The sequence below is a fragment of the Bradyrhizobium elkanii USDA 76 genome, from assembly GCF_023278185.1.
GTDB classification, from domain to species: Bacteria; Pseudomonadota; Alphaproteobacteria; order Rhizobiales; family Xanthobacteraceae; genus Bradyrhizobium; species Bradyrhizobium elkanii.
Map to the genome: position 1 here is coordinate 2,525,869 of NZ_CP066356.1, position 12,252 is coordinate 2,538,120.

The following is a 12,252-nucleotide window of genomic DNA, read 5'->3' on the forward strand; positions in this document are numbered from 1 at the left end:
TATCTCTTTGTTGATCCCGTTCCTTTCCATTTGCTCAACCAAACTTAAACGCTTTGCGGAGAAGCTGACCGGGTTCCCGTCAGGCGCGTCGATGTCGCGCGCCGCAGCGTTTTCGGCGTTTTTCGAAGGTTGGTTTCATGGACGATCTGTTGCGCGAGTTCCTGACGGAGAGCAGCGAGAGCCTGGATACGGTCGACAACCAGCTGGTGCAGTTCGAGCAGGATCCGAACAACGCGAAGATCCTGGATAACATTTTCCGCCTGGTGCACACCATCAAGGGGACCTGCGGCTTCCTCGGGCTGCCGCGGCTCGAGGCGCTGGCGCATGCCGGCGAGACGTTGATGGGCAAATTCCGCGACGGCATGCCGGTAAAGGCGGAAGCCGTGACGCTGATCCTGTCCTCGATCGACCGCATCAAGGAGATCCTTGGCGGCCTTGAGGCGACCGAGGCCGAGCCTGAAGGCAACGACCGCGACCTGATCGATCAGCTCGAGGCGATGGTCGAGCACGGCATGGCGGCGATGTCTGCTGCTGAAGAAGATGTGCCGGTCGTCGAAGCTCCGTCGGTGCAGGCGGCAATGACCGAAGGCACCCTGGTGGTGCAGACGCTGGAGCGTCCGCTGCGTCCGGGCGAGGTCTCGCTCGACGAGCTCGAGCGCGCCTTCCGCGAGACCGAGACCGAAGTCGCCGCGCCGGCACCGGCCGCCAAGCCCGCCGCGGCGCCCGCCGCCGAGCCCGCTGAGGCTGTGAAGAAGCCGGCCCGCAAGGCCGCCGGTGAAGATGTCCAGGAAGGCGACAAGATCGCCAACCAGTCGATCCGGGTCAATGTCGACACCCTCGAACACCTCATGACCATGGTCTCCGAGCTGGTGCTGACCCGCAACCAGCTGCTGGAGATCTCCCGCCGCAACGAGGACACCGAGTTCAAGGTGCCGTTGCAGCGGCTCTCCAACGTCACCGCCGAGCTGCAGGAAGGCGTCATGAAGACGCGCATGCAGCCGATCGGCAATGCCTGGCAGAAGCTGCCGCGCATCGTTCGCGATCTCTCCGGCGAACTCGGCAAGCAGATCGAGCTCGAGATGCACGGCGCCGACACCGAGCTCGACCGCCAGGTGCTCGACCTGATCAAGGATCCGCTGACGCACATGGTGCGCAACTCCGCCGATCATGGGCTCGAGACCACCGCCGAGCGGGTCGCCGCCGGCAAGCCGGAACAGGGCACCATTCGCCTCTCCGCCTATCACGAGGGCGGCCACATCATCATCTGCATCGCCGACAATGGCCGCGGGCTCAACACCGAGCGGATCAAGGCCAAGGCGCTCCAGAACGGTCTCGTCACCGAGGCCGAGCTGGAGAAGATGACCGAGGCCCAGATCCACAAGTTCATCTTCGCGCCGGGCTTCTCGACCGCCGCGCAGGTGACCTCGGTGTCCGGCCGCGGCGTCGGCATGGACGTGGTGCGCACCAATATCGACCAGATCGGCGGCACCATCGACATCAAGAGCGTGGCCGGCGAGGGCGCCTCCGTCACCATCAAGATCCCGCTGACCCTGGCGATCGTCTCCGCGCTGATCGTGGAAGCCGGCGGCGACCGTTTTGCGATTCCCCAGTTGTCTGTGGTCGAGCTGGTGCGGGCCCGCGCCAACTCCGAGCACCGCATCGAGCGGATCAAGGACACCGCGGTCTTGCGGCTGCGCAACAAGCTGCTGCCGCTGATCCACCTCAAGAAGCTCTTGAAGATCGACGACGGCGCGACCTCCACCGACGCCGAGAACGGCTTCATCGTGGTCACGCAGGTGGGCAGCCAGACCTTCGGCATCGTGGTCGACGGCGTGTTCCACACCGAGGAGATCGTGGTCAAGCCGATGTCGACCAAGCTGCGGCACATCGACATGTTCTCCGGTAACACCATCCTTGGCGATGGCGCCGTCATCATGATCATCGACCCCAATGGCATCGCGAAAGCGCTCGGCGCGTCCGGCTCCTCGGCCCATGACCTGGCCGACGACAGCGCGAGCGCGCACGCCAATAGCGGCGAGCAGTTGACCTCGCTGCTGGTGTTCCGCGCCGGCTCGAGCCAGCCCAAGGCGGTGCCGCTCGGCCTCGTCACCCGGCTGGAAGAGATCGCAACCGACAAGATCGAGCTCTCGAACGGCCGCTACATGGTGCAGTACCGCGAGCAGCTGATGCCGCTGGTGCAGATGGCCGGGGTCGAGGTGCAGAACCAGGGCTCGCAGCCGATCCTGGTGTTCGCCGACGACGGCCGCTCGATGGGGCTCGTGGTCGACGAGATCATCGACATCGTCGAGGAGCGGCTCAACATCGAGGTCGCGGGCAGCCAGGACGGCATCCTCGGCTCGGCGGTGATCAAGGGCCAGGCCACCGAGGTGATCGACGTCGGCCACTTCCTGCCGATGGCGTTCGCCGACTGGTTCTCGCGCAAGGAGATGCGCCCGTCGGCCTCGGCGCAGTCGGTGCTGCTGGTCGATGACAGTGCGTTCTTCCGCAACATGCTGGCGCCGGTCTTGAAGGCCGCCGGCTACAAGGTGCGGACCGCGGGCGGCGCGCAGGAAGGGCTCGCCGCGCTGCGTTCGGGGCAAAGCTTCGACGTCGTGCTGACCGACATCGAGATGCCCGAGATGAACGGCTTCGAGTTCGCCGAGAACATCCGCAGCGACCACAACTTCAACCAGCTGCCGATCATCGCGCTGTCGGCGATGGTGTCGCCGGCGGCGATCGAGCGCGGCCGGCAGGCCGGCTTCCACGACTATGTCGCCAAGTTCGATCGTCCCGGGCTGATCGCGGCGCTGAAAGAGCAGACCGCCGAACTGCGCCGCGCGGCCTGACCGGATGCAAGGAACAGAATTGATGACCAGCAAGACCGAAACCAGTGAAGGCGCGATGGCCGAATACGTCACCGCCGTGATCGGCGGCCAGCTGTTCGGGCTGCCGATCTCGCGGGTGCAGGACGTGTTCATGCCGGAGCGGCTGACGCGGGTGCCGCTGGCCTCCAGCGAGATCGCCGGCGTGCTCAATCTGCGCGGCCGCATCGTCACCGTGGTCGACATGCGCGCCCGGCTCGGGCTGCCGAAGGCCGACGACGGCCAGTTGCCGATGGCGGTCGGCGTCGACCAGCGCGGCGAATCCTATGGCCTGTTGATCGACCAGATCGGCGAGGTGCTGCGGCTGCCCGACGACAGCCGCGAGGACAATCCGGTCAACCTCGATCCCCGCATGGCCAAGCTCGCCGGCGGCGTCCACCGCCTCGACGGCCAGCTCATGGTCGTCCTCGATGTCGATCGCGTGCTCGAACTGGTGCCCGATGCCAAAGCGGCGTGAACAGGGCCGCCCGAACTGAAGAACTGAAACATCCCACCGGGGATGAGGAAGTAGAGGTCGCAGATGAGAACCTGTCTTGTTGTCGATGACTCAAGCGTCATTCGCAAGGTCGCCCGCCGCATCCTGGAAGGGCTCGATTTCCAGATCGTCGAGGCCGAGGACGGCGCCAAGGCGCTCGAGGCCTGTAAGCGCGCGATGCCGGAAGCCGTGCTGCTCGACTGGAACATGCCGGTCATGGACGGCTACGAGTTTCTCGGCAATCTCCGCCGCATGCCCGGCGGCGATCAGCCCAAGGTCGTGTTCTGCACCACCGAGAATGACGTCGCGCATATCGCACGCGCGCTGCATGCCGGTGCCAACGAGTACATCATGAAGCCGTTCGACCGGGACATCGTCACCGCGAAGTTCCAGGAAGTCGGACTCATTTAGGTCTACGTTCGGTCCGGCGGCAGAAGCCTTCGGCTCAACGGTTGTTGTGCGTCGTGTTGCGTCGCTGGTGAAGTCATGAGTGTTGCGTTGACAAGTACTGCGGTCCCGACATCGACCCGTTCCGACAAGGTGCGGGTGATGGTGGTCGACGATTCCGTGGTGATCCGCGGGATGATCTCGCGCTGGATCGGCGTCGAGCCCGACATGGAGGTCGTCGCCTCGCTGCGTACCGGCCTCGACGCCGTCAACCAGCTCGAGCGCATCAACCCCGATGTCGCGGTGCTCGATATCGAGATGCCCGACCTCGACGGCATCTCGGCGCTACCGCAGCTGCTGGCAAAGAAGCGCGATCTCGTCGTCATCATGGCCTCCACGCTGACCCGCCGCAACGCGGAGATCAGCCTGAAGGCACTCTCGCTCGGTGCGTCCGACTACATTCCGAAGCCGGAAAGCACGCGCGAGGCCACCGCCGCGGAAACCTTCCGCCATGACCTGATCCAGAAGATCCGTCACCTCGGCGCCAAGGCGCGGCGCAGCCCGGTGCATACGACGGCAAGCCCGCCGCTTGCGCCCGGTCATGACAGACCGCGTCCGCTGGCTCCCGCTGCCGCGCACCCGGCGCCGGCCCAGGCCACGCGCCGTTCGTTCGGCCTGCTGCCGCCCAAGGTGCTGCTGGTCGGCTCGTCGACCGGCGGACCGCAGGCGCTGATGACGCTGGTCGCCGAGATCGGTCCGGTGATCGATCGCTTCCCGGTGCTGATCACCCAGCACATGCCGCCGACCTTCACGACTATTCTCGCCGAGCATCTGGCGCGCACCAGCAAGCGGCCGGCGCATGAGGGGATCGACGGCGAGAGCATCAAGCCGGGCCAGATCTATCTGGCGCCGGGCGGGCGCCACATGCGCATCGCGCGCCACGGCGTCGATGCCACGATCGCGCTCGACGACGGGCCGCCGGTCAATTTCTGCAAGCCCGCGGTGGATCCGATGTTCACCTCCGCGATCGATGTCTGGCAGGGCAGCATCATGTCGGTGATCCTGACCGGCATGGGCTCCGACGGCATGCGCGGCGGCAAGGACATCGTCGCCGCCGGCGGCAGCGTGATCGCCCAGGACGAAGCAACCAGCGTGGTGTGGGGCATGCCCGGTGCCGCGGTCAATGCCGGCATCTGCGCCGCGGTGCTGCCGCTCAACCAGATCGCACCGAAGCTTGTTCGGGTATTTGCGGGAGACCGTTCGTGACGCCGCTGGATTACGAGTATCTGCGCAAGCTGCTGAAGGAGCGTTCCGGCCTCGATCTCTCCGCCGACAAGCAATATCTCGTCGAGAGCCGCCTGCTGCCCCTGGCGCGCAGGTCGAATCTCGCCGGGATTCCCGAGCTGGTGCAGCGGATGAAGGGTGGCGCCGAGCTGCTGACATCGGAGGTGGTCGAAGCGATGACCACCAACGAGACCTTCTTCTTTCGCGACAAGATCCCGTTCGACCATCTGAAGGAAGCGGTGCTGCCCGCGCTCGCGCAGGCGCGCGCGGCGCGCCGCAGCTTGCGCATCTGGTGCGCGGCGTCGTCGACCGGGCAGGAGCCGTATTCGATCGCGATGCTGCTGAAGGAGATGACTGCGCTGTTTGCCGGCTGGCGCATCGAGATCGTCGCCACCGACCTGTCGCAGGCGGTGCTCGAAAAGGCCAAGGCCGGCCTGTTCAGCCAGTTCGAGGTGCAGCGCGGCCTGCCGATCCAGCTGCTGGTCAAGTATTTCGTGCAGAAGGGCGAGCTTTGGCAGCTGAACGCCGATATCCGCGGGATGGTGCAGCATCGCCAGCTCAATCTGTTGCAGGACGTCTCGCATCTCGGCACCTTCGACGTGATCTTCTGCCGCAACGTGCTGATCTATTTCGATCAGCAGACCAAGGCCGGTGTCTTCGGCAAGGTGGCCCGGATGCTCGAGCCCGACGGCGTGCTGGCGCTTGGCGCTGCGGAATCCGTGGTCGGCATCACCAACCTGTTCAGGCCCTATCCCGAGCGGCGCGGGCTGTATCAGCCGAACACTGCGCCAGTCGCGCGCGCCGGCGCCGCGCTGCATGTGCTGAAGGCGGTCGCGTCCGCTGCGCGGTGAGTGCGTTTCCTGAACGATCGTCAATTGTTCGTCCGTCATCCTGAGCGCGCTCTTGCGCACGTCTCGAAGGATGCACGGCCACCAGCCGGGCCGTCGATCCTTCGAGACGCCGCTTCGCGGCTCCTCACGATGACGGGGTTGAAAGCGCAACCGCGTCAACGCGCTACAAAATCGCGTGCGGCAGGAAGCGCGAGGTGTTGCCGGTGATCGGATTCTCGTCTTCCCGAATCGACAGTCCGCAGGGCGTGCCGTCGACCAGCCAGCTGCCGAGCACCGGGTACTGCCCGGAAAAATTCGGCAGCGGCGCCAGTGCCTGGCGGATGAAGCCCTCGGTGCCGTAGGGGCCTTGCTCGGCGATCAGCGTGACGCCGGCGCTGACCAGCTCGACATTGGCGCCCTCGCGCGAATAGATCGGCTTGCGCACGAACGAAGTGCCGAGCTGGGCGGCCTGCGGATCGTCCTCGAAATAGGCCGGCAGCAGATTGGGGTGGTTCGGGAACATCTCCCAGAGCAGCGGCAGGATGCCCTTGTTGGAGAGGATCGCCTTCCATGGCGGCTCGATCCACTGCGTCGGCGCGCTCGAGAGATTCTTGCCGAACGCGTCGTGGAACATCCATTCCCATGGATAGAGCTTGAACGCGAGCGCGATCGGGCGTTCGTCGAGGTCGACGAACTGACCGTCGTCGCGCAGTCCGATCTCTTCGATGTCGAGCAGCGTGGTCTTCAGCCCGGCCTGCGCCGCGGTGTCCTTGAGATAGGCGAGCGTGCCGGCGTCCTCGGGATTTCCGGTCAGTCCGGTGAGATGCAGCGGGTGGGTCGCGCCGATCCTCTTCCAGGCCTCGATCAGCCGGTCGTGGATCGAGTTGAACTGGTCGGCGCGCTTCGGGATGATGTTGCGTTGGATCGCCTGTTCGAGCCAGGTCCATTGAAACACCGCGGCCTCGAAGATCGAGGTCGGCGTGTCGGCATTGTATTCGAGCAGCTTGGCCGGGCCGCGGGCGTCGAAGGTGAGATCGAGGCGGCCGTACAGGCTCGGATTCTTGCGGCGCCAGCTTGCCGCGATCAGATCCCAGAACGCATCCGGTATCTTCAGCCGGCGCAGATAGCGCTCGTCCCTGACCGCGCGTCCGGCGAGCTCGAGGCACATCGCGTCGATCTCGCCGGTCGGCGCCTCGATCGAACGCTCGATTTCGTCCAGCGTGAAGGCGTAATAGGCGCGCTCGTCCCAGTACCGTTCGCCGTCGATGGTGTGGAAGGTGAAGCCGGCGTTCTCGGCAGTCGTCCGCCAATCGTCGCGTTCGGGACATGCGATGCGTTGCATGAGGGAAAACCGTGCTCGCTCGTCAGCCTGGTGTCAGCTTCCGCCATGCGACGGATCGTCATCGCCGTAGCGCGCGATGGTGCGCGGCGCGCCGCCGAAGCCGCCGGAGGGTGACCGTTCCGCCGATTTTCCCTTTGTTCCGTGTCCTGCATGGTGGTCGCTGCGGGCATGGCTTGGCGTCGGGCCGATCGACGCCGCGCCGATCGCGATACTTCCCATCAATTTCAGCCATACGCGGCGCGAGCGTTTCATGGACGCAATCCCTGCCTTGCCGTCTGCGGAGCCATGCCGAGTTTCCATCAGCTGCGTTCGCCGGGCAAGCGAAAGCGCGATGACACGGCGATGACACGGCAACATGCATCAGCCGCCGCTGAAGCCGAACGCATGCGCGAATGAACCGAAGCCGCCGCGGCTCACCGACGAGCTTGACGACGAGCTCGAGGAAGCGGAGGAGCCGCTCGACGACGAGCTGCCGCTGTAGAAGCTGCTGCGCGAGCCGCCGCCGCCGCCCGATCCGGACGATGAGTTGCGCGACGTGCAGTCGACGCCGGGTTGTGGCGGGACCGGCGTGGCGACGCCCGGTGCGGTGACGCCCGGCGGCGTCGGCGGCACCGGCTGGCAATTCGGCCGCGGCATCAGCGCGTAGGCGCTGCCGCCGACCGCGAGCGTACCCATCAAGAGCAGCGCGACGTGGTTGGAGCGCTTGGATGGCGCATCCGGCCGCGGCGGCGTCGGCGCCGCCGGCACGACCGGTCGCCGTTTGCCGAAGTCCGGGTTCGGTTTGCGCGCCATGGTTTGGCTCAACGGCTCAGTAGATCATGCAGGCCGCGTTCAGCGCGCCTGCGGCCAGCGAGGACAGCCCGAGCCAGATCGCCGGCGCCATTTCGCCGGAGGCGATCCGCGCCGACAGGTTCGGCACCGGGATCTTCACGATGTAATAGACGATGATCTGCACGATCAGCGCGATGATGCTCCAGATCAGGCAGTCCACCACATTGGCGGAATGGGCGATGGCGCTGACCACCGGCAGCACGAAGCCGAGCAGGCTCAAGCCCAGCGCAATCGCCGCCGCCGGATCGTTGTCGCGGATCAGCTGGAATTCGTCATGCGGCGTGACGCGCGTGTAGACGAAGAGGTAGGCGACCACGGCGATCAGCGCCGTGCAGAAATAGACCAGGAACGCCGGCAGCCCGGCGAGGGATTGCAGGATCATGTCGGGGCGGTCCGGGAGTTCGTCGGGATTCGCGCGAGGCAGGATTGCACGTTCCCTTGGTCGGCGCATGCCGACAGCCGGTTCAATCCCAAACAAAAACCCCGCCATTTACGGCGGGGTTCAGGTCGAAAGGAGCGAACCTTGCGGTTCTCTGCGGGCCAAGAAGGTCAGGCGGGAATGCGTTCGTCGGCCTCGTGTGGCTCGCGCAGCACGTAGCCGCGGCCCCACACGGTCTCGATGAAGTTGCGGCCTTCGGAGGCGTTGGCGAGCTTCTTGCGGAGCTTGCAGATGAAGACGTCGATGATCTTCAGCTCCGGCTCGTCCATGCCGCCGTAGAGATGGTTGAGGAACATTTCCTTGGTGAGCGTGGTGCCCTTGCGGAGCGAGAGCAGCTCCAGCATCTGGTATTCCTTGCCGGTCAGGTGCACGCGCTGGCCGCCGACCTCGACCGTCTTGGTGTCGAGATTGACCACGAGATCGCCGGTCTGGATGACCGACTGGGCGTGGCCCTTGGAGCGGCGCACGATCGCGTGGATGCGGGCGACCAGTTCGTCCTTGTGGAAGGGCTTGGTCATGTAGTCGTCGGCGCCGACGCCGAGACCCTTGACCTTGTCCTCGATGCCGGCGAGGCCGGAGAGGATCAGAATGGGAGTCTTGATCTTCGAGACCCGGAGCTGCTTGAGCACGTCGTAGCCGGACATGTCGGGCAGGTTGAGGTCGAGCAGGATGATGTCGTAGTCGTAAAGCTTGCCGAGATCGACGCCTTCTTCACCGAGATCCGTCGTGTAGACGTTGAAACTCTCGGATTTGAGCATCAATTCGATCGACTGCGCGACGGCGCTATCATCTTCAATCAGCAAAACGCGCATGCCAGTCCCCTATAGTCGCCGCTCCGGGCGTCAGGTCGGCCGCACTTGCGGCACTCACAAAACGCCTTTGAACAACTGATTCGGATCCTGACGAGATATGGTTAACAAAAACTGATTCCTCGACGCAAGCTCTAACCGTGCAATTTTTGTCGAATCGCCCTAAGATATTGCGTAGAAGAAGCTTTTCCTAACCGCGCTCGTTCAGTTTCCACATTAAGAGCCGGGCCTAACCGACTCTCGCGACTCGCCCTTCTTCTGATGGGCAAGCGACCTCAGTCACCAAAGACAGTGACGCAATGATTAATGATGCGGGTAAACACGAAGTTAAGCGGCCGGAGCAAAATCGTGGAAACTTAAGGTTTTCGCAATGAAGGCGCTCGCGGAGCAGATCGGCGACATCGACGGCGTCAATATTTATGGCCGCGTGGTCGGCGTCCGCGGGCTGATGGTCGAGATCGCCGGCCCGATCCACGCGATGTCGGTCGGCGCCCGCATCGTGATCGATGTCGGCGTGGGCCGCGTCATCCCGGCCGAGGTGATCGGCTTCTCCGGCGAGAACGCGGTGGTGATGCCGTTCGGCGGACTCGATGGCGTGAGGCGCGGTTGCCGCGCGGTGATCGCCAATGCGGCGAGCCAGGTGCGGCCGTCGCCGGCCTGGCTCGGCCGCGTCGTCAACGCGATGGGCGAGCCGATCGACGGCAAGGGCCCGCTGGTGCAGGGCGCCTCGCCGATGTCCTACCGCAACTCGCCGCCGCCGGCGCATTCGCGCAAGCGAGTCGGCCCGCCGCTCGATCTCGGCGTGCGCGGTCTCAATACCTTCCTGACCTGCTGCCGCGGCCAGCGGCTCGGCATCTTTGCCGGCTCCGGCGTCGGCAAGTCGGTGCTGCTGTCGATGCTGGCGCGCAATGTCGATGCCGCGATCTCGGTGATCGGACTGATCGGCGAACGCGGCCGCGAGGTGCAGGAATTCCTCCAGGAGGATCTCGGCGAGGAGGGGCTGGCGCGCTCGGTCGTGGTGGTCGCGACCTCGGATGAGCCGGCGCTGATGCGGCGCCAGGCGGCGTATCTGACGCTCGCCATCGCGGAATATTTCCGCGACGAGGACCAGGACGTGCTGTGCCTGATGGACTCGGTGACGCGCTTTGCGATGGCGCAGCGCGAGATCGGCCTCTCGGCGGGCGAGCCGCCGACCGCCAAGGGCTACACGCCGACCGTGTTCACCGAACTGCCGAAGCTGCTCGAGCGGGCAGGGCCGGGCACCGGCGACGGCACCATCACCGCGATCTTCACCGTGCTGGTCGACGGCGACGATCACAATGAGCCGATCGCGGATGCGGTGCGCGGCATCCTCGACGGTCATATCGTGATGCAGCGGGCGATCGCCGAGCGCGGCCGCTATCCAGCGGTCAACATCCTCAAGTCGGTGTCGCGCACCATGCCGCGGTCGGCCGACCCCGACTTCCTGCCCTACATCAACAAGGCGCGGCAGGTGATGGCGACCTATGCCGACATGGAGGAATTGATCCGGCTCGGAGCCTACCGGCCGGGTTCCAGCGCGGAGGTCGACGAGGCGATCCGGCTGCATGAGCCGCTGGAGGCCTACCTGCGCCAGGCCAAGGACGAGGCGACCAGCCTTTCCGACGGCTACCGGCAACTGGCTCAAATCCTGTCGGGTTTGGAAACGGAACGCTAACTTTGTCAGGCCATCATCGCCGGCACACCATAGCTATGCCGGCGGGGCCCAGGGGGGAGCCGGCTCTGTCCCGCGTTCAGATCTGGGACTTCTGGGGAGTATGAGTCGATGAAGTCACGTGAAACGCTGATCCGCCTGAAGAAATTTCAGGTCGACGAAAAACGCCGTCGGGTTACCCAGATCGAAGGCATGATCGCCGACTTCCAGCGCATGTCGGTCGAGCTCGAGCGCGAGATCCAGACCGAGCAGGAGCGCGCCGGGATCAACGACCCCACGCACTTCGCCTATCCGACCTATGCCAAGGCCGCGATCCAGCGCCGCGAGAACCTGACCCGTTCGGCCGACGAGCTGCGCGCCCAGCTCGACGACGCCAAGGCGCTGCTGTCGGAGGCATTCGAGGAATTGAAGAAGGTCGAGCTGCTCGACGAGCGCGACCAGGCGCGCGAACGCGCGGAGGAGAGCGCTCGAGAGCAAGCCGACATGGATTCGATCGGCCTGATGCGGGCCCGTCTCGGCGTCATCGCCTGAATCCTCGCTCCCTCCGCTGACCAGGTTGAGAGCCCGGGCCGATCGCCCGGGCTTTTTGCTGGGCGCTGTCCACAAGCCGGCGGCCTGTCGGCCATTTGGCGGATCGTGGTGTCCCAAAATATGCTACCACCGGTCCGGACGGGACGATTGGCGGCACGGTGGCAATGACGCGATGGGGGATCGAGGCTTGGAGGGCGCAAAGTGCTGACGCCGGCTGAGCTGGTCTGGCTGATCGCCGCCGTCGCCAAGGGGGATGAGGCCGCCTTTGAGCGGCTGTACGCCGCGACCCGCGCGAAACTCTTCGGCGTCGTGCTCCGTATCTTGCGGCGACAGGACCTCGCCGAGGAGGTCATTCAGGAGGCTTACGTCAAGATCTGGAACAGCGCCGGGCAGTTCAACCCAGCCCTGTCGTCCCCGATCACGTGGATGACGTCGATCGCGCGCAACCGCGCCATCGACGTGGTGCGCAAGCGCGGCGAGGCATCGCTGGAAGACGAGCCGGCCGCGATGGAGGTCGCCGCCGACCAGCCCGATCCGCTGGCGCGACGGGAGATGACGGAAGAGTTGAAGCGATTGCTGGAGTGCGTCGGTCGTCTGGAGCCGGATCGTCAGAAGCTCGTGCTGCTCGCCTACTATAACGGCTGGAGCCGCGAGCAACTCGCCGCAAAGTTCGAGACGCCGGTGAACACGGTGAAGACCTGGCTGCGCCGCAGCCTGATGGATATCCGGGAGTGTCTTGGACTCTGATT

13 protein-coding genes are annotated in these 12,252 nt (G+C 65.2%); 8 read left to right on the forward strand and 5 right to left on the reverse strand.

What is annotated here, in order from left to right; all coding sequences use genetic code 11:
* The first annotated feature begins 137 nt into the window (after positions 1-137).
* The 5 genes from JEY66_RS12120 (at position 138) to JEY66_RS12140 (ending at position 5,879) form a co-directional block, all read left to right on the forward strand.
* On the forward strand, positions 138-2,846 hold the full coding sequence (locus tag JEY66_RS12120; RefSeq protein ID WP_209910425.1) for a hybrid sensor histidine kinase/response regulator: 2,709 nt from the start codon (positions 138-140) through the stop codon (positions 2,844-2,846).
* Between the two features lie 22 nt (positions 2,847-2,868).
* A complete protein-coding gene (locus JEY66_RS12125) occupies positions 2,869-3,339 on the forward strand; it encodes a chemotaxis protein CheW (RefSeq protein WP_038378930.1) in 471 nt (156 codons plus the stop codon).
* A gap of 63 nt (positions 3,340-3,402) precedes the next feature.
* A complete protein-coding gene (locus JEY66_RS12130) occupies positions 3,403-3,768 on the forward strand; it encodes a response regulator (protein WP_018273268.1) in 366 nt (121 codons plus the stop codon).
* Positions 3,769-3,843: 75 nt separating this feature from the next.
* A complete protein-coding gene (locus tag JEY66_RS12135; RefSeq protein WP_026193216.1) occupies positions 3,844-5,010 on the forward strand; it encodes a protein-glutamate methylesterase/protein-glutamine glutaminase in 1,167 nt (388 codons plus the stop codon).
* Positions 5,007-5,879: a CheR family methyltransferase gene (locus JEY66_RS12140; protein ID WP_018273266.1), complete on the forward strand. Its 873-nt coding sequence runs from the start codon at positions 5,007-5,009 to the stop codon at positions 5,877-5,879. The genes JEY66_RS12135 and JEY66_RS12140 overlap by 4 nt, the downstream gene beginning before the upstream one ends.
* Before the next feature lie 163 nt (positions 5,880-6,042).
* On the opposite strand, the gene JEY66_RS12145 is transcribed toward JEY66_RS12140, so the two are convergent.
* From JEY66_RS12145 to ctrA, 5 genes are all read right to left on the reverse strand, one after another.
* Positions 6,043-7,200 (reverse strand): glutathionylspermidine synthase family protein, encoded by a 1,158-nt coding sequence (locus JEY66_RS12145; protein WP_016848559.1) that lies wholly within the window; start codon positions 7,198-7,200, stop codon positions 6,043-6,045.
* A gap of 33 nt (positions 7,201-7,233) precedes the next feature.
* Complete coding sequence (locus JEY66_RS12150; RefSeq protein ID WP_018273265.1) at positions 7,234-7,452, reverse strand: hypothetical protein; 219 nt, start codon at positions 7,450-7,452, stop codon at positions 7,234-7,236.
* Between the two features lie 108 nt (positions 7,453-7,560).
* Positions 7,561-7,992, reverse strand: a complete 432-nt coding sequence (locus tag JEY66_RS12155; RefSeq protein WP_018273264.1) for a hypothetical protein — start codon at positions 7,990-7,992, stop codon at positions 7,561-7,563.
* 16 nt (positions 7,993-8,008) lie between these two features.
* Positions 8,009-8,413 (reverse strand): DUF350 domain-containing protein, encoded by a 405-nt coding sequence (locus JEY66_RS12160; protein ID WP_016848561.1) that lies wholly within the window; start codon positions 8,411-8,413, stop codon positions 8,009-8,011.
* Positions 8,414-8,580: 167 nt separating this feature from the next.
* Positions 8,581-9,282 carry a response regulator transcription factor CtrA gene (gene ctrA, locus JEY66_RS12165; protein WP_016848562.1) on the reverse strand — a complete coding sequence of 234 codons (702 nt, stop codon included), beginning with the start codon at positions 9,280-9,282 and terminating at the stop codon, positions 8,581-8,583.
* A 367-nt stretch (positions 9,283-9,649) separates the two neighbouring features.
* On the opposite strand from ctrA, the gene fliI reads away from it, so the two are divergent.
* The 3 genes from fliI (at position 9,650) to JEY66_RS12180 (ending at position 12,250) form a co-directional block, all read left to right on the forward strand.
* A complete protein-coding gene (fliI, locus tag JEY66_RS12170; protein WP_018273263.1) occupies positions 9,650-10,975 on the forward strand; it encodes a flagellar protein export ATPase FliI in 1,326 nt (441 codons plus the stop codon).
* Positions 10,976-11,083: 108 nt separating this feature from the next.
* A complete protein-coding gene (fliJ, locus tag JEY66_RS12175) occupies positions 11,084-11,503 on the forward strand; it encodes a flagellar export protein FliJ (RefSeq protein WP_016848565.1) in 420 nt (139 codons plus the stop codon).
* A 201-nt stretch (positions 11,504-11,704) separates the two neighbouring features.
* Positions 11,705-12,250 carry a sigma-70 family RNA polymerase sigma factor gene (locus tag JEY66_RS12180; protein ID WP_016848566.1) on the forward strand — a complete coding sequence of 182 codons (546 nt, stop codon included), beginning with the start codon at positions 11,705-11,707 and terminating at the stop codon, positions 12,248-12,250.
* The last annotated feature ends 2 nt before the right edge of the window (positions 12,251-12,252 follow it).

Bases quoted from the DNA above. Each gene is read 5' to 3' on its own strand.
- JEY66_RS12120 (WP_209910425.1), top strand. From the start codon at position 138: ATGGACGATCTGTTGCGCGAGTTCCTGACGGAGAGCAGCGAGAGCCTG.
- JEY66_RS12125 (WP_038378930.1), top strand. From the start codon at position 2,869: ATGACCAGCAAGACCGAAACCAGTGAAGGCGCGATGGCCGAATACGTC.
- JEY66_RS12130 (WP_018273268.1), top strand. From the start codon at position 3,403: ATGAGAACCTGTCTTGTTGTCGATGACTCAAGCGTCATTCGCAAGGTC.
- JEY66_RS12135 (WP_026193216.1), top strand. From the start codon at position 3,844: ATGAGTGTTGCGTTGACAAGTACTGCGGTCCCGACATCGACCCGTTCC.
- JEY66_RS12145 (WP_016848559.1), bottom strand. From the start codon at position 7,200: ATGCAACGCATCGCATGTCCCGAACGCGACGATTGGCGGACGACTGCC.
- JEY66_RS12150 (WP_018273265.1), bottom strand. From the start codon at position 7,452: ATGAAACGCTCGCGCCGCGTATGGCTGAAATTGATGGGAAGTATCGCG.
- JEY66_RS12155 (WP_018273264.1), bottom strand. From the start codon at position 7,992: ATGGCGCGCAAACCGAACCCGGACTTCGGCAAACGGCGACCGGTCGTG.
- JEY66_RS12160 (WP_016848561.1), bottom strand. From the start codon at position 8,413: ATGATCCTGCAATCCCTCGCCGGGCTGCCGGCGTTCCTGGTCTATTTC.
- ctrA (WP_016848562.1), bottom strand. From the start codon at position 9,282: ATGCGCGTTTTGCTGATTGAAGATGATAGCGCCGTCGCGCAGTCGATC.
- fliI (WP_018273263.1), top strand. From the start codon at position 9,650: ATGAAGGCGCTCGCGGAGCAGATCGGCGACATCGACGGCGTCAATATT.
- fliJ (WP_016848565.1), top strand. From the start codon at position 11,084: ATGAAGTCACGTGAAACGCTGATCCGCCTGAAGAAATTTCAGGTCGAC.